18 protein-coding genes and 3 pseudogenes are annotated in these 24,061 nt (G+C 68.3%); 8 read left to right on the top strand and 13 right to left on the bottom strand.

What is annotated here, in order from left to right:
• Window positions 1-22: 22 nt before the first annotated feature.
• A complete protein-coding gene (locus WS78_RS16450; protein WP_038751218.1) occupies window positions 23-4,042 on the bottom strand; it encodes a DUF3683 domain-containing protein in 4,020 nt (1,339 codons plus the stop codon).
• Between WS78_RS16450 and WS78_RS16460 the strand changes: the two are divergent.
• Window positions 4,013-4,414: pseudogene (locus WS78_RS16460) on the top strand (hypothetical protein). The gene WS78_RS16450 and the pseudogene WS78_RS16460 overlap by 30 nt on opposite strands.
• A gap of 158 nt (window positions 4,415-4,572) precedes the next feature.
• Here WS78_RS16460 and WS78_RS38210 read toward each other — a convergent pair.
• Window positions 4,573-4,658 (bottom strand): annotated as a pseudogene (locus WS78_RS38210) (DNA methyltransferase); the annotation flags it as partial.
• Here WS78_RS38210 and ilvA point away from each other — a divergent pair.
• Window positions 4,647-6,170, top strand: coding sequence for a threonine ammonia-lyase, biosynthetic (gene ilvA, locus WS78_RS16465; RefSeq protein WP_085701524.1), 1,524 nt, complete (start codon window positions 4,647-4,649; stop codon window positions 6,168-6,170). The pseudogene WS78_RS38210 and the gene ilvA sit on opposite strands and share 12 nt — an antisense overlap.
• A gap of 19 nt (window positions 6,171-6,189) precedes the next feature.
• Window positions 6,190-7,014, top strand: coding sequence for an NADPH-dependent 7-cyano-7-deazaguanine reductase QueF (gene queF / locus WS78_RS16470; RefSeq protein WP_038744705.1), 825 nt, complete (start codon window positions 6,190-6,192; stop codon window positions 7,012-7,014).
• A 255-nt stretch (window positions 7,015-7,269) separates the two neighbouring features.
• Here the strand turns inward: queF and WS78_RS16475 are convergent, their stop codons facing one another.
• From WS78_RS16475 to WS78_RS16485, 3 genes are all read right to left on the bottom strand, one after another.
• On the bottom strand, window positions 7,270-7,656 hold the full coding sequence (locus tag WS78_RS16475) for a RidA family protein (RefSeq protein WP_004189219.1): 387 nt from the start codon (window positions 7,654-7,656) through the stop codon (window positions 7,270-7,272).
• Between the two features lie 156 nt (window positions 7,657-7,812).
• Window positions 7,813-9,294, bottom strand: a complete 1,482-nt coding sequence (locus WS78_RS16480; RefSeq protein WP_059575883.1) for an N-acyl-D-amino-acid deacylase family protein — start codon at window positions 9,292-9,294, stop codon at window positions 7,813-7,815.
• 1 nt (window position 9,295) lies between these two features.
• Window positions 9,296-10,189 carry a MurR/RpiR family transcriptional regulator gene (locus tag WS78_RS16485; protein ID WP_038744364.1) on the bottom strand — a complete coding sequence of 298 codons (894 nt, stop codon included), beginning with the start codon at window positions 10,187-10,189 and terminating at the stop codon, window positions 9,296-9,298.
• A gap of 137 nt (window positions 10,190-10,326) precedes the next feature.
• Between WS78_RS16485 and WS78_RS16490 the strand changes: the two genes are divergently transcribed.
• Together WS78_RS16490 and WS78_RS16495 are read left to right on the top strand one after the other, a co-directional pair.
• Window positions 10,327-11,607: an amino acid deaminase gene (locus tag WS78_RS16490; RefSeq protein ID WP_059575881.1), complete on the top strand. Its 1,281-nt coding sequence runs from the start codon at window positions 10,327-10,329 to the stop codon at window positions 11,605-11,607.
• Between the two features lie 697 nt (window positions 11,608-12,304).
• Window positions 12,305-12,886 (top strand): DJ-1/PfpI family protein, encoded by a 582-nt coding sequence (locus WS78_RS16495; RefSeq protein WP_038744369.1) that lies wholly within the window; start codon window positions 12,305-12,307, stop codon window positions 12,884-12,886.
• A gap of 42 nt (window positions 12,887-12,928) precedes the next feature.
• Here the strand turns inward: WS78_RS16495 and WS78_RS16500 are convergent, their stop codons facing one another.
• Complete coding sequence (locus tag WS78_RS16500) at window positions 12,929-13,387, bottom strand: MarR family winged helix-turn-helix transcriptional regulator (RefSeq protein WP_038744371.1); 459 nt, start codon at window positions 13,385-13,387, stop codon at window positions 12,929-12,931.
• 57 nt (window positions 13,388-13,444) lie between these two features.
• A complete protein-coding gene (locus WS78_RS16505; RefSeq protein WP_038744373.1) occupies window positions 13,445-15,040 on the bottom strand; it encodes an MFS transporter in 1,596 nt (531 codons plus the stop codon).
• Between the two features lie 105 nt (window positions 15,041-15,145).
• Here WS78_RS16505 and WS78_RS16510 point away from each other — a divergent pair, with 105 nt between their 5' ends.
• Window positions 15,146-16,051: an EcsC family protein gene (locus WS78_RS16510; RefSeq protein WP_059575879.1), complete on the top strand. Its 906-nt coding sequence runs from the start codon at window positions 15,146-15,148 to the stop codon at window positions 16,049-16,051.
• On the opposite strand, the gene WS78_RS16515 is transcribed toward WS78_RS16510, so the two are convergent.
• Window positions 16,021-16,986 (bottom strand): alpha/beta hydrolase, encoded by a 966-nt coding sequence (locus WS78_RS16515; protein WP_059575877.1) that lies wholly within the window; start codon window positions 16,984-16,986, stop codon window positions 16,021-16,023. The two genes, WS78_RS16510 and WS78_RS16515, sit on opposite strands and share 31 nt — an antisense overlap.
• A gap of 91 nt (window positions 16,987-17,077) precedes the next feature.
• On the bottom strand, window positions 17,078-17,512 hold the full coding sequence (locus WS78_RS16520) for a CHRD domain-containing protein (RefSeq protein WP_059575875.1): 435 nt from the start codon (window positions 17,510-17,512) through the stop codon (window positions 17,078-17,080).
• 290 nt (window positions 17,513-17,802) lie between these two features.
• Between WS78_RS16520 and WS78_RS35965 the strand changes: the two genes are divergently transcribed.
• Together WS78_RS35965 and WS78_RS16530 are read left to right on the top strand one after the other, a co-directional pair.
• Window positions 17,803-18,075: a hypothetical protein gene (locus tag WS78_RS35965; RefSeq protein ID WP_059575873.1), complete on the top strand. Its 273-nt coding sequence runs from the start codon at window positions 17,803-17,805 to the stop codon at window positions 18,073-18,075.
• A 21-nt stretch (window positions 18,076-18,096) separates the two neighbouring features.
• Window positions 18,097-18,789 (top strand): annotated as a pseudogene (locus WS78_RS16530) (hypothetical protein); the annotation flags it as partial.
• Window positions 18,790-18,819: 30 nt separating this feature from the next.
• Here the strand turns inward: WS78_RS16530 and WS78_RS16535 are convergent.
• The 4 genes from WS78_RS16535 to WS78_RS16550 all read right to left on the bottom strand — a co-directional run bounded on the left by WS78_RS16535 (window position 18,820) and on the right by WS78_RS16550 (window position 23,852).
• Window positions 18,820-20,064 (bottom strand): glycosyltransferase family 4 protein, encoded by a 1,245-nt coding sequence (locus tag WS78_RS16535; RefSeq protein WP_059575871.1) that lies wholly within the window; start codon window positions 20,062-20,064, stop codon window positions 18,820-18,822.
• A gap of 194 nt (window positions 20,065-20,258) precedes the next feature.
• Window positions 20,259-21,548 (bottom strand): polysaccharide biosynthesis/export family protein, encoded by a 1,290-nt coding sequence (locus WS78_RS16540; RefSeq protein WP_059575869.1) that lies wholly within the window; start codon window positions 21,546-21,548, stop codon window positions 20,259-20,261.
• A 79-nt stretch (window positions 21,549-21,627) separates the two neighbouring features.
• Window positions 21,628-23,010: an undecaprenyl-phosphate glucose phosphotransferase gene (locus tag WS78_RS16545; RefSeq protein WP_038744385.1), complete on the bottom strand. Its 1,383-nt coding sequence runs from the start codon at window positions 23,008-23,010 to the stop codon at window positions 21,628-21,630.
• Between the two features lie 32 nt (window positions 23,011-23,042).
• Window positions 23,043-23,852, bottom strand: a complete 810-nt coding sequence (locus WS78_RS16550) for a Crp/Fnr family transcriptional regulator (protein ID WP_038744387.1) — start codon at window positions 23,850-23,852, stop codon at window positions 23,043-23,045.
• Between the last annotated feature and the right edge of the window lie 209 nt (window positions 23,853-24,061).

Genomic DNA, 24,061 nt, shown 5'->3' on the forward strand with positions numbered 1-24,061 from the left:
CACTGGTGGAACGTTCGTCACCTTACACCAGCACGCGCTCGATCCCGCCGTTGTTCGCGCGCGCGACGTAGTCGGCCATCCAGTTCTCGCCGAGCATGTGGCGCGCGATCTCGACGACGATGTAGTCGGCCTCGATGTTCGCGTCCTCGTTGTAGCGCGACAGGCCCTGCAGGCACGCCGGGCAGCTCGTCAGGATCTTCACGTCCGACACGCCGGCGGCCGAGCCGTTCGCGCCGTTGCCCGACACCACCGGAATGTTACGCAATTTGGCGGCGCCCTTCTTGATCTCTTCCTCTTTTCGGAACCGAACCTGCGTCGACACGTCCGGACGCGCGACGGCGAGCGTGCCCGATTCGCCGCAGCAGCGCTCGTTCTTCTCGATCTTGTAGCCGTCGTGCTGCGCGCCCATCAGATCGTTGACGAGCTTGACCGGGTCCATCGTCTTGATCGGCGTGTGGCACGGATCGTGATACATGTAGCGCGTGCCCGTCACGCCGTCGAGCTTCAGCCCCTTCTCGAGCAGGAACTCGTGGATGTCGATGATCCGGCAGCCGGGGAAGATCTTGTCGAATTCGTAGCCGGCGAGCTGGTCGTAGCAGGTGCCGCACGACACGACCACCGTCTTGATGTCGAGGTAGTTCAGCGTGTTCGCGACCCGGTGGAACAGCACGCGATTGTCGGTGACGATCTTCTCCGCCTTGTCGTACTGGCCCGAGCCGCGCTGCGGATAGCCGCAGCACAGATACCCGGGCGGCAGCACGGTCTGCACGCCCGCTTCCCACAGCATCGCCTGCGTGGCGAGGCCGACCTGCGAGAACAGGCGCTCGGAGCCGCAGCCGGGGAAGTAGAACACCGCCTCCGAATCGACGGTCGTCGTCTTCGGGTTGCGGATGATCGGCACGATCTTGTTGTCCTCGATGTCGAGCAGCGCGCGCGCCGTCTTCTTCGGCAGGTTGCCCGGCATCTTCTTGTTGACGAAGTGGATCACCTGCTCGACGGCGGGCCGCTTGCCGGTCGTCGACGGCGGGTGCGCCGTCTGCTTCTGCGCGACCTTCTTCAGCACGTCGTTCGCCAGGCGCTGCGCCTTGTAGCCCAAGCCCATCATCACCGCGCGCGTCGCGTTGATCGTCTGCGGATTCGTCGCGTTCAGGAAGAACATGCCCGCCGCGCTGCCCGGGTTGAACTTCTTCTTGCCCATCTTGCGCAGCAGGTTGCGCATGTTCATCGTCACGTCGCCGAAGTCGATCTTGACGGGGCACGGCGTCGCGCACTTGTGGCAGACGGTGCAATGGTCGGCCACGTCGTTGAACTCGTCCCAGTGCTTGATCGACACGCCGCGGCGCGTCTGCTCCTCGTACAGGAACGCCTCGACGAGCAGCGACGTCGCGAGGATCTTGTTGCGCGGGCTGTACAGCAGATTCGCGCGCGGCACGTGCGTCGCGCACACCGGCTTGCACTTGCCGCAGCGCAGGCAGTCCTTCACCGATTCGGCGATCGCACCGATGTCGGACTGCTGCATGATCAGCGACTCGTAGCCCATCAGGCCGAAGCTCGGCGTGTACGCGTTGCGCAGATCCGCGCCTTCGAGCAGCTTGCCCTTGTTGAAGCGGCCCTGCGGATCGACGCGCTGCTTGTACGCGCGGAATTCGGCGATCTCGTCGTCGGTCAGGAACTCGAGCTTCGTGATGCCGATGCCGTGCTCGCCGGAGATCACGCCGTCGAGCGAGCGCGCGAGCGTCATGATGCGCGCAACCGCCGCGTGCGCGTCCTGCAGCATCTCGTAGTTGTCGGAGTTCACCGGAATGTTCGTGTGAACGTTGCCGTCGCCCGCGTGCATGTGCAGCGCGACGAACACGCGGCCGCGCAGCACCTGCTTGTGGATCGCCTGCGCGTCGTCGAGGATCGGCTTGAACGCGCCGCCGTTGAAGATCTGCCGCAGCTCGGCGCGAATTTCCTGCTTCCACGACACGCGCACCGTGCGGTCCTGCGCCACGTGGAAGACGGTGGCGTCCGGCTGCGCGTCGACGCGGTCCGCGAATTTCTCCGCGAGCGCCTCGCAGCCGAGCGCGACGAGATAGTGCTGCGCCTCGCGCAGCGGCATGTCGAGCTTGTCGCGCAGGAATTCCCAGCGCGCGCGCACGCGCTTCATCAGATCGAGCGCCTGCTGCACGCGGTCCTCGAGCAGCTCGGCGCTCGGGATCTCGCTCGCGTCGTCGCTCTTGCCGAGCGGCAGGCTGCCTGCCGTGAAGAACGCTTCGATCGCGTCGACGAGCTGCAGCTTGTTCTTGATCGACAGCTCGATGTTGATCCGCTCGATGCCGTCGGTGTACTCGCCCATCCGGTTGAGCGGAATCACGACGTCCTCGTTGATCTTGAACGCGTTCGTGTGCTTCGCGATCGCGGCGGTGCGGCTGCGGTCGAGCCAGAAGCGCTTGCGCGCCTCGGCGCTCACCGCGACGAAGCCCTCGCCGCTCTTGCCGTTCGCCATCCGCACGACTTCGGACGTCGCGTGCGCGACCGCGTCCGCGTTGTCGCCGACGATGTCGCCGATCAGCACCATTTTCGGAAACGCCTGGCGCTTGCTCTTCGTCGCGTAGCCGACCGCGCGCAGGTAGCGCTCGTCGAGATGCTCGAGGCCCGCGAGGATCGCGCCGCCCTGCTTCGACGTCTCGAACAGGTAATCCTTGATCTCGACGATGCTCGGGATCGCCTCGCGCGCCTGGCCGAAAAATTCGAGGCAGACGGTGCGCGTGTGCGCGGGCATCTTGTGCAGCACCCAGCGCGCGGACGTGATGAGGCCGTCGCAGCCTTCCTTCTGCACGCCCGGCAGGCCCGCGAGGAATTTGTCCGTCACGTCCTTGCCGAGGCCCTCCTTGCGAAAGCGCCGGCCTTCGATGTCGAGCGTCTCGGCGCGCAACAGCTTCTCGCCCGGCGCGCGCGCGCCGTCGAACCACTTGAGCTCGAAGCGCGCGACCGGAATGTCGTGGATCTTGCCGAGGTTGTGCTCGACGCGCGTGACTTCGAGCCAGTTCCCTTCGGGATCGACCATCCGCCACCACGCGAGGTTGTCGAGCGCGGTGCCCCAGAGCACGGCCTTCTTGCCGCCCGCGTTCATCGCGACGTTGCCGCCGATGCACGATGCGTCGAGCGAGGTCGGATCGACCGCGAACACGTAGCCGGCCGCCTCCGCCGCCTCGGTCACGCGGCGCGTGACGACGCCCGCGCCGGAGAAGATCGTCGGCACCTTGTGCGCGACGCCCGGCAGCTCGGTCAGCTCGACGGCGCCCAGCTGCTCGAGCTTCTCGGTGTTGATCACGGCCGAGAACGGCGTGAGCGGCACCGCGCCGCCCGTGTAGCCCGTGCCGCCGCCGCGCGGGATCACGGTCAGGCCGAGCTCGAAGCACGCCTTCACGAGGCTCGCGATTTCCGCTTCGGTATCGGGCGTCAGCACGACGAACGGATACTCGACGCGCCAATCGGTCGCGTCCGTCACGTGCGACACGCGCGCGAGACCGTCGAAGCGGATGTTGTCCTTCTGCGTGCAGCGGCCGAGCACCTTCGTCGCGCGGCGGCGCAGCTCCGCCATCTTCTCGAACTCGTGCGCGAATTCGTCGACCGCGCGCTGCGCGGCCGCGGCGAGCATCTCGACGCGCGCGGCGCGCTCGCGGCCCGCCACGTCGCCGTGCTCGGACAGATCCGCGCGGCGGCGCTTCTCGATCTCGGACAGGCGGTGGTTCAGCGCCTCGACGAGGAGCGCGCGGCGCTTCGGATTGTCGAGCAGATCGTCCTGCAGATACGGATTGCGGCGCACCACCCAGATGTCGCCCAGCACTTCGTACAACATCCGCGCCGAGCGGCCCGTGCGGCGTTCGGCGCGCAGCTCGTCGAGCGCGGCCCAGGCTTCGTCGCCGAGCAGGCGGATCACGATCTCGCGATCGGAGAACGACGTGTAGTTGTAGGGGATTTCGCGCAGGCGCGGAGCGGGGTCGGCGGCGACGGCGGCTGCCGCGCCGTGCGGATCGAAAACTTGCGGTGCGTTCATGTTCGGACGATTCGGAGGCCGGCGCGCGACGAAGGAGCGCGAATCCGGCAAGCGCGTGGTGCGCGATTTTGGGGAAATCTTCTGTTACCCGGCGCGTGACTGCTTTGCGTGGGCCCGGAGCGCGCGTTCGAGCGCGATTCCGGAACGACCGCTTCGCAAGGAGCCGGAGCAGGCGCTCATGCGCGACTCCGGTCGACACGGCCCGGCGGCGCTCGGTACCGTCAACACGATCGCGCGCGGCGCGCGTGCCGTTGCGCCGCAGGACCCGCGGCGCGCGGCGACGGCTTCAACAGGACGATCCGAGACTGCCTTTGCATCTTCCGATCCTTGATTCAAAACGAAATTCTAACCCAGGTTGGACGAACGCGTTAATCGTCGGCGCGGCGGCCGAATGACCCGTCGAATCCGCCGCGCCGCCCGGGCGACGAGGGTTTGCGGCCGGCGGCGCGGCGCGGCGCGCGCCCCTTTCAGTCGCCCGACGGCGCCCGGCAAGCGCCCGATTCGCCGTCCGGACGGTCGGTAACCATTCAGTTAAGGCCGAAACGGCGAGGGTTGGCGCTATCATTGCCTTTTTCCGCCGCATCCACGCTTTTCACGCCCTCTCATGGCCTCCCACGATTATCTGAAGAAAATCCTGACCGCCCGGGTGTACGACGTCGCGCTCGAAACCGAGCTCGAACGCGCGCGCAATCTGTCCGCGCGACTGAACAACCCCGTCTATCTGAAGCGCGAGGACAACCAGCCGGTGTTCTCGTTCAAGCTGCGCGGCGCGTACAACAAGATGGCGCACATTCCAGCCGACGCGCTCGCGCGCGGCGTGATCACCGCGTCGGCGGGCAATCATGCGCAGGGCGTCGCGTTCTCGGCCGCGCGGATGAACGTGAAGGCCGTGATCGTCGTGCCGGTGACGACGCCGCAGGTGAAGGTCGACGCGGTGCGCGCGCACGGCGGCCCGACCGTCGAGGTGATCCAGGCGGGCGAATCGTACAGCGACGCCTACGCGCACGCGGTGAAGGTGCAGGCCGAGCGCGGCCTCACGTTCGTCCATCCGTTCGACGATCCTTACGTGATCGCGGGCCAGGGCACGGTCGCGATGGAAATCCTGCGCCAGCATCAGGGGCCAATCCACGCGATCTTCGTGCCGATCGGCGGCGGCGGGCTCGCGGCGGGCGTGGCCGCGTACGTGAAGGCGGTGCGGCCCGAGGTCAAGGTGATCGGCGTGCAGACCGACGATTCGTGCGCGATGAAGCGCTCGCTCGACGCGGGCGAGCGCGTCGAGCTCGCCGAGGTCGGCCTCTTCTCCGACGGCACCGCGGTGAAGCTCGTCGGCGAGGAGACGTTCCGGCTCTGCACCGCGTATCTCGACGACGTCTTGACCGTCGACACCGACGCGCTCTGCGCGGCGATCAAGGACGTGTTCCAGGACACGCGCAGCGTGCTCGAGCCCGCCGGCTCGCTCGCGGTCGCGGGTGCGAAGCGGTATGCGGAGCGCGAAGGCATCGAAGGCGAGACGCTCGTCGCGATCACGTCCGGCGCGAACATGAATTTCGACCGGATGCGCTTCGTCGCCGAGCGCGCCGAAGTGGGCGAGGCGCGCGAAGCGGTGTTCGCGGTGACGCTCCCCGAGGAGCGCGGCAGCTTCAAGCGCTTCTGCTCGCTCGTCGGCGAGCGCAACGTGACCGAGTTCAACTACCGGATCGCCGACGCGCAATCGGCGCACATCTTCGTCGGCGTGCAGATCAAGCGGCGCGACGAATCGGATGAGATCGCGCGCAACTTCGCCGTGCACGGCTTCGACACTGTCGATCTGTCGGGCGACGAGCTGTCGAAGCAGCACGTCCGCTACATGGTCGGCGGCCGCTCGCCGCTCGCGCACGACGAGCGGCTGTTCCGCTTCGAATTCCCCGAGCGGCCGGGCGCGCTGATGAAGTTCCTGTCGTCGATGGCGCCCGACTGGAACATCAGCCTGTTCCACTACCGGAACCAGGGCGCCGACTACAGCTCGATCCTCGTCGGCCTGCAAGTGCCGCAGGCCGACCACGCGGAGTTCGAGCGCTTCCTCGCGGCGCTCGGCTATCCGTTCTGGGAAGAGAGCGGCAATCCCGCGTATCGCCTCTTCCTGTCCTGATCCGCAATCCCCATACGATATGAACCCCGAACACTCCCCGCTCGGCAAGACGACCGTCTACTCGGGCGCCTACGATGCGTCGCTGCTGTTTCCGATCCCGCGCGCGGGCGCGCGCGAGCAGATCGGCATCGGCGCGCAGCTGCCGTTCTTCGGCACCGACATCTGGAACGCGTACGAGCTGTCGTGGCTCAACGCGCGCGGCAAGCCGCAAGTCGCGATCGCGACGTTCTACGTGCCGGCCGAATCGCCGAACATCGTCGAATCGAAGTCGTTCAAGCTGTATCTCGGCTCGTTCGCGCAGACCGCGTTCGAATCGATCGACGCGGTGCGCGACACGCTCAAGCGCGACGTGTCGGCCGCATGCGGCGCGAACGTGACGGTGCGCCTTGCGCCGCCCGCCGAATTCCGCAAGCTGCAGATGGACGAGCTCGACGGGCTGTCGCTCGACCGCCTCGATCTCGAAGCCGACGTCTACGAGCCCGATCCGTCGTTCCTCACCGCGTCGCACGACGAGGCGCCCGTCGAGGAGACGCTCGTCACCGATCTGCTGAAATCGAACTGCCCGGTGACGGGCCAGCCAGACTGGGGCAGCGTGCAGATCCACTACATCGGCGCGCCGATCGATCATGCCGGCCTGCTGCGCTACATCATTTCGTTTCGCAATCACACGGGCTTTCACGAGCAGTGCGTCGAGCGGATCTTCGTCGACATCCTGCGCGCGTGCAAGCCGGTGAAGCTCGCCGTCTACGCGCGTTACACGCGCCGCGGCGGGCTCGACATCAATCCGTTCCGCACCAATTACAACCAGCCGATGCCGGACAACGCGCGCACCGCGCGGCAGTGACGCGCGGGCGGTGACGCTCGCGGCGCGAGCGTCGCGCGCCGCCATCGGCCGTCACCGAGCGCCGCCTGCGTGCGAATGCTCGGCTTGCCGCGAGATGGCGAGAGATGGCGCGGGATGGCGCGGGATGGTGCGAGGCGATCGGTCAGCCGCGCCCCGCCCGCGAGCGCCGATCCGGTTCGCCCATGAAAAAACGGGGCCCGCTCGGGGCCCCGTTTTTCGTTTACCGCCGACGTGCCGCGCGCGGCGCGCGCCGCGTCACTTCGCCGGCGCCTTGTACGCGATACAGTCGACTTCGACCTTGCAGTCGATCACCATGCTCGACTGCACGCACGCGCGCGCGGGCGGATGCTCGCCGAAATACGAGATGAAGACCTTGTTGAACGACGCGAAATCGCGCGCGTCGTCGAGCCACACGCCGCAGCGCACGACGTGCTCGAGGCCGTAGCCCGCTTCCTTCAGGATCGCGATCACGTTCTCGATCGCCTGCTTCGACTGCGTGACGATCCCGCCCTCGACGACCTCGCCGTTCACCATCGGCGTCTGGCCGGACACGTAGAGCCACCCGTCCGCCTCGACCGCACGCGCGAACGGCATCACCTGACCGCCCGTGCCCTTCGCTTCGCCCACGCCATATCGCTTCATCGTTTCACTCCTTCGTTTCGTTTGCCAACGCGCGCCGCCCGCGCAAGGCGCGCGGCGCGCGACGTTCCATTGCCGACGTTCCATTGCCGACGTTCGATTACCGCCACGCGCCTCGACCGGATCGGGAGCCGCTTCCATCACGGCAATCAGGCACGTTCAGAACGCGTCGTCCGCCGTCGCCGCGGCGCGCGCGCCGCGCGCGACGAAGCGGCCGGCGCGCTCGCCCGTCGGCGCGCCGCCGCAATACGACAGCACGCCGTTCACCCACACCGCCTCGATCCCGTGCGCCGGCTGCTGCGGCTGCTCGAACGTCGCCGCGTCGCGCACGCGATCCGCGTCGAACAGCACGAGGTCCGCGTGATGGCCGCCCCGCACTTCGCCGCGCTGCGCGAGCCCGAAGCGCCGCGCCGACAGCGACGTCATCTTGCGCACCGCCTCCTCGAGCGGGATCAGCCGTTCGTCGCGCGCGTAGTGGCCGAGCACGCGCGGAAACGCGCCCCAGAGGCGCGGATGCGGCAGCGGATCGTTCGGCAGGCCGTCGGAGCCGACCATCGTCGCCGGATGCGACAGAATCCGGCGCACGTCGTCCTCCGACATGTTGTGATACACGGCGCCCGCGGGCTGCAATCGGCGCGCCGCGTCCTGCTCGGGCACGCCCCATTCGCGTGCGATCGCCTTCAGCAGCTTGCCCGCCATCTCCGGATGCGGCCGCGACCACGTGATCGTGATGTCGATGTCGCCCGTCGCCTGCTTGATGTCGAGCGTCGACGAGCTGCGGCTGTACGGATAGCAGTCGCAGCCGACGGGCTGGATGCGCCGCGCGCCCTCGAGCGACGCGAGCACTTCGCCGCTGCGCCCCCAGTTCGACGGCCCCGCGCACTTCAGATGCGAGATCACGACGGGCACGCGCGCATGCCGGCCGACGCGGTACGCCTCGTCCATCGCGTCGAGGATCGCGTCGAATTCGGTGCGCATGTGCGTCGTGTAGACGGCGCCCGCGTTCGCGAGCGGCTCGGCGAGCGCCATCACCTCTTCGGTCGGCGCGGCGAACGCGGAGCCGTACGCGAGCCCCGAGCTCAGGCCGAGCGCGCCGTGCGCGAGCGCCTCCTCGAGCTGCACGCGCATCGCGGCGATTTCGGATTCGGTTGCCGCGCGGTCGAGCCGGTCCATCTGGTTGTTGCGCAGCGCGGTATGACCGACGAGCGCCGCGACGTTCACGGCCGGCCGCGCCGCGCCCACCGCGTCGACGTACGCGGCGAAGGTCGGATAGCGAAACGCCTCGCGCGCGCCGAGCAGGTTCATCGGATCGGGCGGATCGCCGCTCAGCGCGACGGGCGACGCGCTGATCCCGCAATTGCCGACGATCACCGTCGTCACGCCCTGCGAAATCTTCGGCAGCATCTGCGGCGCGTCAATCACGTGCGTATCGTCGTGCGTGTGCACGTCGACGAAGCCGGGCGCGAGCGCGCGGCCGTTCGCCTCGACCACCTGCTCGGCGAGCCAGTTCGACAGGTTGCCGATCGCGGCGATCCGGTCGCCGCGAATCGCGACGTCGCGCTCGACGGGAGGCGCGCCCGTGCCGTCGTACAACTGCGCGCCGACGATCAGCGTATCGGCCGCTTCGGGATGCGAGTGCATGTCAGTCTCCTAACGGTTGGCGGTCGCCGCCGCCGCGGTGCAGGTCGAGCGCGTGCTTCATCCGGCGCAACAGCTCGCGGCAGTCGTCGCCGAGCCGCAGCGCGACTTCGGTGACGAGCACGTCGAGCGCCATCAGCATCGCATAGCGCGATGTCGACGGCTTGAAGATGAAATCGGTTTCGAACGCGACGACGGGAATCAGGTGATCGGCGAGCTGCGCGAGCGGCGACGCGGGCGCGGTGATCGCGACGAGCGTCGCGCCGTAGCGCTTCGCGAGCGCGCAGCTCTCGATCTGCTCGGGAACGCGCCCCGACACCGACAACGCGACGACGACGCAGCCGGGCGCCGCCGTGCTCGCGACCATCCGCTGCAACAGCGCGTCCTGGTAGCTCGCGACCGGCCGGCCGAAGCGCACGAGGCGAAAGCGCAGCTCGTCGGCGAGCGCGGTCGAGCCGCCGCCCTGGCCGTACACGTAGATCATGTTCGCGGCGGCGAGGGCCGTGGCCGGCCCGTCGAACGGCGTCTGGCGCAGCAGCCGGTGGTTGTGCTCGAGCGCGATCTGCACGTCCTCGTACACGCGCGCGACGGGCGTTGCGTCGCGCTCCGAGTCGGCCTCGGCCGGGGTCAGAAAGCGCTGGCCGACCGCCGCCGCCTGCGCGAGCCGCAGCTTCAGCTCGCGCACGTCGCGGCAGCCGACCGCCTTCGCGAAACGCGTGACGGTCGCGACACTCACGTCCGCCTGCGCGGCGAGCGCGCCGATGCTCGCGTGCGCGGCCTGGGCCAAATCGCCGAGGATCAGCGCCGCGACCTTGCGCTCGGCGTCGCGCAGCTCGGGCGCGCACTCGGTGATCCGGGCGACGATGTCGAAGGCGGGCTGCTCGATGGACGAGATCATGGGGACGCGGCGTGCTTGCAGGGGCAGCCGGTGCGAACCGGCTTGTTAATAAATAACATCACCGCAGCGATGCTACTTTCTGTACTATCGCGAAGTCAACTTCGCATCGATATATATGGACGATGGAGCGAGATGAGATGAAAGTTACAAACTATCAGGAAGCGACGATCGATCCGTTCGGCAAGGGCCTCGGCAACGTGCCGAGCGCGAGCGTGCCGCTCGCCGACGCGGGCCGCCTCGAATGGAATCTGCTCGCCGAGGACGTGAGCCTGCCCGCCGCCGTGCTGTATGCGCAGCGGATCGAGCACAACCTGAAGTGGATGCAGGCGTTCGTCGCCGAATACGGCGTGAAGCTCGCGCCGCACGGCAAGACGACGATGGCGCCGCAGTTGTTCCGCCGCCAGCTCGAAACGGGCGCATGGGGCATCACGCTCGCGACCGCGCATCAGGTGCGCGCCACGTACCACGGCGGCGTGCGGCGCGTGCTGCTCGCGAACCAGCTCGTCGGCAAGCACAACATGGCGATGATCGCCGAGCTGCTGACCGACCCCGATTTCGAATTCTTCTGCCTCGTCGACTCGGTCGACGGCGTCGAGCAACTCGGCCGCTTCTTCGGCGCGGCGGGCAAGCCGCTCAACGTGCTGCTCGAGCTCGGCGTGCCGGGCGGGCGCACCGGCGTGCGCGACGACGCGCAACGCGACGCGGTGCTCGCCGCGATCGCGCGCCACGCGGGCGTGCTGAAGCTCGCGGGCATCGAGCTGTACGAAGGCGTGTTGAAGGAGGAAGGCGAGATCCGCGCGTTCCTCAGGCGCGCGGTCGGGCTCGTGCACGAGCTCGCGTCGGCGGGCCGCTTCGCGCGCGCGCCGGCGCTGCTGTCGGGCGCGGGCTCCGCATGGTACGACGTGGTCGCCGAGGAGTTCGCGCAGGCGTCCGACGCCGGCGTGATCGACGTCGTGCTGCGCCCCGGCTGCTATCTGACGCACGACGTCGGCATCTACAAGAAGGCGCAGACCGACATCTTCGCGCGCAACCCGATCGCGCGGAAGATGGGCGAAGGCCTGCTGCCGGCGCTGCAACTGTGGGCTTACGTGCAATCGATTCCGGAGCCGGAGCGCGCGATCGTCGCGCTCGGCAAGCGCGACTCGGCGTTCGACGCGGGCCTGCCGGAGCCGGCGCGCCACTTCCGCCCGAGCGCGGGCGGGCTGCCGCGCGAGATCGCGCCGGGCGAAGGCTGGGAAGTGACCGGGCTGATGGATCAGCACGCGTACTTGAAGATTCCGGCGGGCGCGGACCTGAAGGTCGGCGACATGGTGGCGTTCGACATCTCGCACCCGTGCCTCACGTTCGACAAATGGCGGCAGTTGCTCGTCGTCGATCCGCAGTACCGCGTGACCGAAGTGATCGAGACGTACTTCTGACGTCGACTCGCGTTTCACGCAAGCGGCCGGCGGCGCGAGCGGCGGCCGCTCGCGAGGGGCGACCGAGTGCGGCAACGCACGGCGCGGCATGACGACGCGCGACGCCGCGTGTGCCGCGTCGCACCCGAGCGGCGGCCGCCGCTCTTCGTCGCTTCGTCGCTACTTCGTCATCGATTCGCGCCGTCACGTGACCGAGGCGATCCACGCGCACTTGCGGCGTCGACGCACGTTTGGCGGGCCGCGGTAGCGATCTGGCGCACGGGCAGCCGGCGTTCGCGCGAAGCAGTCGCGCACGAGCGCGCGCTAGCGCCACGCGCGTCGTGCATGCCGCGCGTGCCGTGCATGCCGAGTCGCCGCTCGATTCGCCGTTCCCGCGCCCGTTCGTTTCGCGATCGGCGGCGCACGCTCGCGCAACGCCCGCACGCCGCACGCTTCGCCCATCCGCGCCGCGCTCCGCGCATCATTTCATTCCGTCCGGCGCCACATTCTCCGCGCCGCCGAGAGGGCAGCCGCCTCGCCAAGCATCCTGACGCCGACGGCCCCATCATCCGTGCGCGCCGCGCCGGTGCGGCGGCCGCGCACCCGATCGCCCCTTGCGTCACGCGCGCTTCACGCGCGCGTCATCTGCATCGCGGCGGGCCGGAGTACACTGCCCGTTCGTCCTGGATCATCCGACGTCGTTCAACAGGAGAAGGCCATGGCAGCAAAGAAGATTCTGTTTCTGACGGGCGATTTCGCCGAAGACTACGAGACGATGGTGCCGTTCCAGGCGCTGCTCGCGATCGGCCATCACGTCGACGCCGTCTGTCCCGGCAAGCGCGCGGGCGACAAGGTGAAGACGGCGATTCACGATTTCGAAGGCGATCAGACGTACACGGAAAAGCCCGGCCACCAGTTCACGCTCAACGCGACGTTCGACGACGTCGACGCGACGGGCTACGACGCGCTCGCGATCGCCGGCGGCCGCGCGCCGGAGTATCTGCGTCTCGACCCGAAAGTGATCGCGCTCGTGCGCGCGTTCGCCGAAGCGAAGAAGCCGATTGCGGCGATTTGTCACGCGGCGCAATTGCTCGCGGCGGCCGACGTGATCCGCGGCAAGCGGATTTCGGCCTACCCGGCGTGCGCGCCGGAAGTGCGGCTCGCGGGCGGCGAATATGCGGATATCCCGGTCGACGCCGCCGTCACCGACGCGCCGTTCGTCACCGCGCCCGCGTGGCCCGCGCATCCCGCGTGGCTGTCGCAATTCCTCGCGCTGCTCGGCACGCGCATCGAACTCTGAGCCGGCGCGCGCGGCGGCGCGCACCGCATGCACGCCGCGCGCTCAGCGCGTCGCGGCCTTCGCCTGCGGCGCGCCGCCCACTTCGGCGACGCGCGCCTCCAGCATCGCCAATGCGCCGGACAGCGCACTGAGCGCATCGTCCGGCAGCGACGCCATCGTGTCGTGCAGGAACGCATTGCGGCGCGGCAGGCACGCCTCGAACGCCGCGCGCCCGGCGCTCGTCAGCTTCACGTTCGTCACGCGGTTGTCGCGCGGATCGGCTTCGCGGTCGATCCAGCCGAGCGTCTCGAGCGTCTTCAACTGGCGCGTGAGCGCGCCCGGATCGACGCGCAACAGCTCGACGAGCCGCTTCTGCGACGACGCCCCGCCTTGCTGCTCGAGCGCGACCATGATGCGCCAGCGCGGCAGCGGCTGCCCGACGTGCGTCTCGAACGCGGCCATGAACGCGCGGTACGTGCGTCCGAACTGCTGCAAGATCGCGATGCGGTCCTGTTCTTCCATGCGCTGACTTCGGCTCCGATAAGCAAACTGATAGGGATGGCGCGAGCAAGCGCCCGCTCACTCGGCGACGACGGTCGGCTCGAGCTTGCGGCGCAGCTCGACGGGCGGCACGCGGCGGCTTTGCCACACCGCGACGAGCGCGACGAGCGCGCCGAGCGCGATGCCGATATGAATCGCGCCGACGAGCGACTCGCGCGCCGCTTCGAGCAAACGCGCGCCATGATGCCCGGCGCGCGCGAGTTCGTCCACCAGGCGCGCCTGCGCGGCGCGGTCGATCAGCACCTGCGGATCGGCGAGGCTCGCCTGCCACCGCAGCGCGCCGTCGGCGGCGAGCGCGTCGCGCACGCCGCTCGCGTAGAGCTGGTTGACGAGCGTGCCCGTGAGCGCCGTGCCGACCATCCCGCCCACCATCCGCAGCGATTGCAGCAGCGCGGTCGCGATCCCGAGATGCTCGCGGCCCGCCGTCTGCTGCGCGAACACGGTCAGGTTCGGCAGCACGAAGCCGAGGCCCACGCCGCCCGCGACCATCAGCGCCATCAGCGCCCAGCCGGGCGTCGCGTGCGTCGACGCGACGACGCCCCCGCACGCGATCGCGAACAGCAGGAAACCGACGTACAGCATCGCATTCGGGTGGCGGATGCGCGTGATCACGCGGCCGTTCATGATGCTGCCGATCGTGATGAACACGACGAGCGGCGTGATGACGACGCCCGCCTGCTGCGGCGACATCCCGAAACCGCCCTGGAACAGCAGCGGCGCGTAGAAAAGGAGCGAGAACATCGCGAAGCCAGCGAGGATCGCGAGAATGAAGAGCGCCGACAGCGCACGGTTCGAGAACATGTCGAACGGCAGAATCGGCTGCGCGCAGCGCTTCTCCCAGCGCCACAGCGCGACGCCGCCCGCAAGCGCGGCGACGAGCAGCAGCGTCGGCCAGCCGCCGATCCCGTACTTCGGCAGCCATTCGACGAAAAGCTGCATCGCGCCGAGCGTCGCCGCGATGAGGAGCGCGCCCGGCCAGTCGAGCCGCATCTTGGCGCTGTGCTCGACGTGCCGCATGTGCGGCAGATAGCGCCACACGAAGAAGAGCGACAGCAGGCCCACCGGCAGATTCACGTAGAACACCGAGCGCCAGCCGTAGTTCTGCGTGAGCACGCCGCCGAGCGACGGCCCGATCGCGTTCGCGATGCCGAACGCCGAGCTCATCAGCACCTGCCAGCGCAGCCGCACGACCGAATCGGGAAAGAGGTCCGGAATACACGCGAACGCGGTGCCGACGAGCATCCCGCCGCCGATTCCCTGCAACCCGCGCGCGAGCACGAGCGACAGCATGTCCTGCGCCATCCCGCACAGCACCGACGCCCCCGTGAACACGACGAGCGACGCGATCACGAACGGCTTGCGCCCGTAATAGTCGCCGAGCCGCCCGAAGATCGGCACCGTGATCACCGACGCGAGCAGGTACGACGTCGCGACCCACGCGTACAGGTCGAAGCCGCGCAGCTCGGCGACGATCGTCGGCAGCGCGGTGCCGACCACCGTCTGGTCGAGCGCGACGAGCATCGTCACGAAGGAAATGCCGAGCATCGCGAGCAGCGATTCTCGAAACGGAAGGACTTGCCCGCTCGAATGGTGGGCGGCGGTATGGACAGCCATTTTTTGTTCGCGCAACTTTTGATGCGTCAACGAATTAAAAATTTTATCATGCATCGGGTAACCTAGCCGGCGCCCCCCATGCGATGCGCGCCGCGAAGGAGTCAGATGGAACCGCTCACAATCGTTACCGGGCCGACGCTGTCGGCCGAGGATCTCGACACGCTGCGCCGGGCGAAGCAGGCGCTCGAAAGCCCGTCGCTGACGATCAAGCTGACGAGCGTCGTCGGCGCGCCCGTCGAGAAGATGATCGGCAAGCTGCCCGGCTTCGCGACCGACAAGATCAACGACGCGACGCAGCTCGCGCTGCGCAAGTGCCTGCACATCGCGCTGCGCACGCTCGGCAAGTCGGGCGGCGTCGCGAGCGAGGGCGAGACGCCGAGCAAGCCGAGCAACCTGCTGCACAAGCTCGCCGTCGCGACGACGGGCGCGGCGGGCGGCGCGTTCGGCCTGTTCGCGCTGCCTGTCGAGCTGCCCGTCACGACGACGCTGATGTTCCGCTCGATCTGCGACATCGCGCGCAGCGAGGGCGAGGATCTGTCGGCCGCCGAGGCGCAGCTGCAATGCCTCGCGGTGCTCGGGATGGGCGGCGGCTTCGGCCCGCTGCCGGGCGCGGACAAAACCGGCGGCAATGCGCGGCGGGACAGGCGCGAGAAGGAAGAGGAGGACGCCGACATCGGCTATTTCGTGCTGCGCGGCGCACTCGCGCAGGCGGTGTCGAAAGCCTCGTCGGAGATGGCGTCGAAGGGTTTCGCGACGCACGGCTCGACCGCCCTGCTGCGCCTCGTGCAGTCGATCGCGTCGCGCTTTTCGGTGCAGGTGACCGAGCAGATCGCCGCGAAGTCGATTCCGGCGATCGGCGCCGTGCTCGGCGCAACCGTCAATACGCTCTTCATCGACCACTTCCAGCAGGCCGCGCACGGCCACTTCGCGGTGCGCCGGCTCGAGCGCAAGTACGGGCAGGCGGCCGTGAAGGCCGCGTATCAGGCGATCGACGCGTCGGCCGTGCGCTGAGTCGCGCGCTCGACGGCGACGCGCCGCACGAACGCGGCCGCGCGCTCGAGCGCCCGCGACGATTCGGGCACGAACGGCACGTAGATCTGCCACACGTGCGGCATCTCCGGCCACACCTCGAGCTCGACGTGCACGCCCGCCGCGCGCGCCTTGTGCGCGACGCGCCGCGAATCGTCGAGCAGCACCTCGGTGCTGCCCGCCTGGATGAAGAGCGGCGGCAATCCCGTGTAATCCGCGTATAGCGGCGATGCGTACGGATGCGTGCCCGGCGTGTCGCCGAGATAGAGGCGCGCCGCGCGGCCGAGCGCCGCGCCCGCGAACATCGGATCGAGGCCGTCGTGCGAGCGCAGCGTGTCGCCCGTCGCGGCGAGATCGGTCCACGGCGAGAACAGCACGGCGCCCGCGGGCAGCGGATCGCCCGCGTCGCGCAGCGCGACGAGCGTCGCGAGCGCAAGGCCGCCGCCCGCCGAATCGCCGCCGAACACGATCGATTCGGGCGGCGTGCCCGCCGCGACGAGATGCCGGTACGCCGCGAGCGCGTCGTCGAGCGCGGCCGGAAACGGATGCTCGGGCGCGAGCCGGTAGTCGAGCGAGAACGAGCGCACGCCCGCGTGCTTCGTCAGCGCGAACACGAGCGGCCGATGCGTCTGCGGGCAGCAGAAGTAATAGCCGCCGCCGTGGAAATACAGCAGCATCCGGCTGTGCCGCGCGTGGCCGCGCAGCGCGTCCGCGCGCTCGAGCCATTCTCCGCGCAGCGGCGCGTCGCCGTCGGCGTAGCGCTCGCGCAGCCGCCAGCCCGCGGGCGGGCGGCGCGGCACGCGCATGCGCAGCTTCGTCAGACGCCGCGCGCGCGCCGGCTCGATCACGGGCCGCAGCGTCTCGGGCCGAAATTGCCGGCGCAGCAGCCAGCACGCGACTTTGCTCTGCCAACTCATCGAACGCACTCCGAACCAGAAGAACGTGACGATACTACGTGCGATTCGGCGCGCGTCCGTCGATTGGCCCCTCTAAATCCGCCTGCGCGGCTCAGTTCGCCGGCCGGATCTGGCCGCGAATCTCGCCGCCCGGATGGGCTTTCGTATGCACGTTGAAATACCACTTGCCCGCCATCAGGTCGCCGACCTGCTCGTCGGTCAGCGCCTTCTCGCCCGCGATCGGGCTCGCGAGCGCGTCCTTCGGGATCGGCACCTGAACGCCCGCGTTCTGGCCGACGGGCGCGGGGCCGTGAAAATGCGCGGCCGTAGCCGGGCCCGTCAGGTCGCGGTACGCGACGTTCCAGCGCAGCGTGTGGGTGGCCGTGTCGTAGGTCGCGTCGAGCGCGCCCGAGCCCTTGCTCGTCGTCGGCGGCACCTCGCTCGACGGCTGCAGGTTCGCGGCAAGCTTCACCGTCTCCGCACGCGCGAGGCCCGCCGCGAACGCGCACGCGAGCACGCCGATTCCAATCTTGCGCAATGTCAACATGGCTCCTCCTTGCGATCGTCGAGCACATTGCGCGGGCGCGCACGCCGCCCGCTTGAATTCCGATGGTAGACGATCTTGCACGCGCGGCGCTCGGCGCGATGCGATCGCCCCGCCGCGTCCGCCCGCGCGCGACATCGCGTCCGGCGGCCGATGCACGGATGCCGGCAGGCGGAAAGCTGCCGCCGAGAACACAGATTTGCACGAAACGGGCTGAATCCGCACGCGAGGTTTCGCTACACTCGTTGCACACAGTTGCTTGTTTCCTTCCGTCCGAAGGAAAATCTGCGAGTTTGGACGCGGCCTTCGGGCCGCTTTTTTTCGCCCGGCTCGTCCGCCCGCGCACGATTGCGCGGCGACGTCGCTCGCACGGCGATGCGAGCTCGTACGAAGCGCCGCCGCCGGACTTTCACCGCACGCGCAATACGCCGCATCGTCGCATCGCGCGCGAACGGCTCCCGCTCGTCTCTTCCGCCATTTGCGAAATCAGCGTCGCGCGCCGGCGCGTCACGTCACGTTCCTGCCATTTACGCGACAATCGGTTCGACCCGAATCAAACCATGTGAAAGGTTGCGCCAGTTCTCCGCCTGTCGTCGTCGCCTCTTCGCACCGCCCTGTCCCGCCGGTTTCCGCTGCGAAGCGCAGTCCGCGCATCCGCGCTCGCCGCGACATCCGCGCACGCGCAGGAATTCGCGCTGTTCGGCGGTCTGCTCTCGGGCAGAGGCGCTCACAGCTACACGCGGGCGTTCGATTATCAGGAAGGGCTCGGCCGTTATGCGGCCGCCGGGGCTTCGCCTAGTACAACGAGGGACACATTACGAATCACCACCGCGACGGCCAGGCGGTCCGGCTCTGGAGCCGGCCGCCGCTGCGCGACAACCGCTTCGTGATCTCGGCGGGCGCGGGCCCGTACCGGTATCTCGACACGACCGCCGCGTCCGAAGGGCGCGGCTGTTCGAACTCGCACGGCTGGGGCATGTTGATGGGCGTGCGCGCCGCGTACTACATGTCGCATCGGTGGCTCGCGCACGCGCTCCTCGATGACAAGGTCAGGCTTTCCGCCGGCGCGGGCGCGTACCTCACGCTCAACGCGCGCAGCCTCCACGACCGCACCGGCGAAGGCGACAGCGACGGCCGCGTGTCCGGCATCGCGTCGATGCCTGCGAGCTACCGGTTCGACGATCGCTCGCGCGCGTCACGTGGAATCGCGTCGTCACGCGTTACGATCGCCAAACAACCGCAATACGGACGCGATTCAGGCCGGGCTCGGCCACCGCTTCCGACGCCCTCTCGACTTCTTTTGGCTTGCGTCAATCGAGCGCGCGCAGCACGCCGATCAGTTGCTTCGCGGCGACGTCCCATTGATACCGCGACGCGTGCCTGCGCCCTTTCTCGCGCATCTCGCGGCGCAGCTCGGCATTACCCATCAGCTGCGCGATCGTCGCCGCGATGTCGATCGCGTCGTGCGCGTCGCAATACAGCGCGGCGTCGCCGCACGCCTCGGGCAGCGACGCCGCCCGCGACACGATCACGGGACACCCGCAATACATCGCCTCGAGCGGCGGTAGGCCGAATCCTTCGTATAACGAAGGAAACACGAAGCAACCGGCATGCTCGTAAAGCGCCTTCAGCTCGCCGTCGCTCACGTAGCCCGCCCACGTGACGTTCCGGGCGCTCGCGTTCTCGCCGAGCTGCGACGCGCCGAAAATCTTGACGTTGCTGCCGCCCGCGATCACGAACTTGAGCGCGGGGTGCGTGCGCTCGAGCCGCGCGATCGCGTCGAGCGTGCGCGCGAGATTCTTGCCGGGCGCGATCGAGCCGACGATCAGCACGTAGCCGTCGTAGGCGAGGCCGAGCCGCTCTAGCACCGACGGATCGCTTTTGACGCGTCCGAAGTGGTCGACGCCCGACACGATCGTCGACACGTCCGTCGGCGCGACGCCGAGACGCGCGACGATCCGCTCCTTCGAGAAACGCGACACCGTCAGGATGTGCCGCGCGCGGCGCTTGAGCATCCAGAACGCGAAGCGATACCAAAGGCGGAACGTGAGCGAATAGCCCTGCGGAAAGTCGAACACGGCGACGTCGTGAATCATCACCACCTGGTTGCGCTTGAAGAGCGGCCCGACGTTGCAGAGGCTGACGAGCGTCTGCCCGCGCGTCGCGAACGGCAGCGCCAGTTGCTCCCACAGCGCGCCGCGCAGCCGCGGCACGACGCGACGCGCGACCGCGGGCGGCAGCGCATCGCTCGCGTGATCGCGCGGCACGACGAGCGTCGGATTACGCTCGCCCGGCAACAGACGCGCAAGCGCCGACGTGAACTCGTGCGCGACGCGCTGCACGCCCGTGAGGCGCTGCGACGTGAACTTGCCGTTGATCGCGACGGGCGCCGGCAACGCCGCGACGCCCGAACGCTCGGCGGCGAGCGCGGCGCGAGGCGGCGCGTCGTGCACGGCGCTCGCCGCCTGCGACACGCTCGCCGTCATTACATCGAAGTCCTGACGATCTCGCAGCACATGCGGCGACGGTTTGGATAAGGGGGAAGACAGATTCATGGCGGCAGCGGCGGCGTGACGACACCTGGTTGACGGTCGCATCCGCGACAGTCGCGGATGTACGCTATACACGTTCAAGTGTCGTCGTTCCGTGGCGCGCGGTCTGTGCGTTCCGTCGCACAACGCGGCGCACAACGCAGCGCACAAGGCGGCGCACGGCGCGCGAACGTCGCCGTGCGCCGCATCCGCATGCGTCAGCGGCCGTGGCTCACCGACCAGATCAGATAGAACGACTCGGCGGTCGGCAGGATCTGCGCGAGCATCCGGTTGAAGCGCGCGGCGGGCGCGGTGCCCACGTACACGACGTCGAGCGGCTTCATGTCGAACTCGGTCGCGAGCATCAGCGCGTCCACCTGCGTCATATCGAGGCGGAACACTTCGGGCTTGTTGTGCTCGGGCGCGTAGTTGACCTTCTTCAGGCCTTCCTGCAGTCCGCTTTGCACGCCGGGTGCCTGAGCAAGCGGCGGATTCGGATGGCGGACCACGATCACCTGGCGCGGATTCGCCCCCGTCGGATCGATGCTGCCCGCCGCGCTCAATGCATCCGCGAGCGACAACTGCCCCTGGTTCATGTAGACCGTCTGCGGCTTCGGCACCTCGCCCATCACGAACACGCGGTTCTGCGTGCGATCGGGCACGTGAACGATGTCGTTCGCCTGCAGCACGATGTTCTGGCGCAAGTCGCCGCGATTCAGGATGCGGTTCACGTCGATCGTCATCACCTGGTCGCCGCGCGTGACGAGCACGCGTTGCAGATCGGCGTCGGGATTGCCGCCGCCCGCGCGGTTGAGCGCATCGACGACGCGCAGATGCGAACCCGTCAGCGACAGTTGGCCCGGGTTCTTCACGTCGCCCGTCACCTGCACGCGCTGACTGCGGTACTGCGTCACGCGCACGTCGATCTGAGGATTCCTGATCTGTTTATTGAGCCGATGCGACAGCAGCGCGGCGATCTGCACGGGGCTCATCCCTTCGACACGCACGCGCCCGATCGTCGGAAAGAAGATCGTGCCGTCGGCGGCGACGCGCTGGCCCGGCGAATCGACCTCGCCCTGCCCGTTCGTGCCGAACGCGCTGACCTGCTGCGGCAGCACGCCGCCCAGGCCGCCCGACGCCTGCAGCGTGCCGATGTCGGCGAGCGGCGACGTGTCGGTGCCCGTGCCGTTACTGCCGCCGCGCGTGAGTTCGGGGTGATCCCATACGACGATGCCGAGTACGTCGTCCGGGCCGACGCGATAGTCGGCGGGCGCGGCGGGCAGGCTCTGCGCGATCCCCGCTTCCTTCGCGCGCGTGTCGGCCTCGTCGGCCTGCTTGAGCGTGTAGACGAGCTGCGGCGTAATCAGCTTGACGTCGTACACCGCCGAATCCGTCGGTGCGCTCAGATTGTCGTTCATGCGGCTCGAATCGAGCGCCGGCCCGGGGGCCAGCGCACAGCCCGACAAGGCGGCCGCCGCGGCGGCCGCCCATGCTAGGGGCTTGAACATCTTGTGGTTTCTCCTTGGTAGCGTGGTCGTCGAAGCGGAGTTCTCCGCGGTCGCGTTCCGATGCGCGAGCGCTCGGCGTTCAGAACGCGTTGCGTCCGACGAATCCCTTGACGAGCGTGATCAGGATGATCTTGATGTCGAACCAGAAGGTCCAGTTCTGCATGTAGAAGAGGTCGAACTTCACGCGCGCGGCCATCTTCTCGACCTTGCGCGTCTCGCCTCGATAGCCGTTCACCTGCGCCCAGCCGGTGATGCCGGGGCGCACGCGATAACGGTACATGTAGCCGTCGACGAGCTCCTTGTAGATATCGTCGTGCTCGATCGCGTGCGGACGCGGACCGACGACCGACATCTGGCCGAACAGCACGTTGAAGAACTGCGGCAGTTCGTCGAGCGACGTGCGGCGCAGGAACGCGCCGACTTTCGTGATCCGCGAATCGTTGCGCGACGCCTGGCGCACGACGCCCGCCGCCTCGGCATGCACGCGCATCGTGCGGAACTTCAGGATCTCGAACTCTCGGCCGTCCACGCCCTTGCGCTTCTGCCGGAACAGCACGGGCCCCGGCGACGACAGCTTCACCGCGAGCGCAAGCGCGGCAAGAATCGGCGACAGCGGAATCAGCACCGCGAGCGCGAACATGCGATCGAAGATGAACTTCGGCCAGAGCTGCGGAATCGACAGCGGGCTCGTCGCGAGATTGATCGCCGGCATGCCGACCACCTGCGTGACCGAGCGGTTGAAGAACGTGATGCCGCGCACGTCGGGCAGGAAGCGCAGGTTCACGAAATCATGGCGAAACTCGCGCACGATCCGCTGGATCTGCCGCTCGTGCGACAGCGGCAGCGCGAGCCAGATCTCGTCGATCGCACCCGCGCGCACGTGGCGCTTCAGCTCGCGCAGATCGGAAACGACGGGCACGCCGCCGACCTGACGCTTCGCATCGACGGCTTGCACGCCTTCGTCGAACACGCACACGACCTCGTAGCCGTGCGACGACGCCGCGCGCAATTGCTCGAGCACCGCGCGCCCGTAGACCTCGGAACCCACGATCGCGACCGCGCGCGGCTTCGCGCCCGGCCTGCGCCAGCCCGTCAGCACGCCGTGAATCGACACCTTGCCGAGCAGCAGCACCGTGCCGGACATCAGCATCGTTCGGCCAAGCCACGCGAGCGACGCGTCGGCGTCGCCGTGCAGCAGCAACGTGAAGGTCGCGGCAACCGCCGCGACGCCGAGCCAGCCGAGCAGCACACGCGACAGCGTGCGATACGACATCTGTTCGCGCGCGCCGTCATAGACGCCGATCGCCGGAAACACGATCAGCGTCAGCGTGCACAGCAGCGCGATGGCCGTACGCTGCTCGTCGGACACGTCGAGCATGCCGCCGTCGTACAGCAATTGCGCGACCAGCGCCCCCGCCGCGACCAGCAACACATCGAGCAACTTGTTCAAGAGTCCCAACATCAGTGAATCTCCGCGTTTCTTGTTATTTCGTCTCAAGCAGCCGAACGCACTGCACCGTGATACGCGGCGACGCGCAGCGGCCGCCCTTCCGCCGGAACCGGCTGCGGCGCATGCGCTTCGCGCCTCGCCTCGAGAATGAGGCGGTTGAATTCGCCGCGGATCACGCCGTAGCACTCGCACGCGTGCGCCTCGAGACCCTGCCGGTCGAGCACCGTGATGTGGCCGCGGCGCTGGCGAATGAGTCCCGCCTCCTGCAGCTTGCCCGCCGCTTCCGTGATGCCTTCGCGCCGCACGCCCAGCATGTTCGCGATCGTCTGCTGCGTGACGGCGAGCTCGTCGCCTTCGACGCGATCGTGCGCGAGCAGCAGCCAGCGGCTCAGTTGCTCGCTCACGGAGTGATGCCGGTTGCAGAGCGCGCCGCGCGCGATCTGCGTCATCGCGGCCTGCCAGTAGCGCAGCATCAGCTGGAAGGTGTCGAGCGAGCGATCGAATTCGCGCCGGAATACCTGAGTCGGCACGCGATACGCGTAGCCGCCGCTGCGCACCTCGATGCGGCCCGATGCGCCGCCGCTGCCGTAGTCGGCGAGCGTCGACACGCCGACCACGCCTTCGCTGCCGACCGCGGCGACTTCGACCATCGCGCCGTCTTCCATCAGATACAGCACGGACATCATCGCGGTGGTCGGGAAATACAGGTGGCGCATCGGCTCGTCGGTTTCGCAGAGCAGCTGGGCGCTCTTGATCTTCACGAGCTCGAGGTGCGGCGCGAGCGCGCGAAGGCTGTCGTCGTCGAGCGAGCCCAGCAGGGCGTTGGCATGAAACCCATTGTTCTGATGAAGCATGTTCGTGTCCCGGTTTGTCGGCGCCGCTCGTTTGCGGCGCAGGATTCCGTTTCGCAAGACACGGTCACAGCAAGAATCGTATGTTCCTCGGAATCGTGTCGGCGGCCCTTCTGGTCGTCCTCTTACACACTGACGCACCACCCTCTTCGCGGGGGTGAAAACCCTTAAGCGATTAACGTGCCAATTGGTGCAATTCCTTAATATATAAA

The organism is Burkholderia savannae, from assembly GCF_001524445.2.
In the GTDB taxonomy this organism is placed as follows: domain Bacteria; phylum Pseudomonadota; class Gammaproteobacteria; order Burkholderiales; family Burkholderiaceae; genus Burkholderia; species Burkholderia savannae.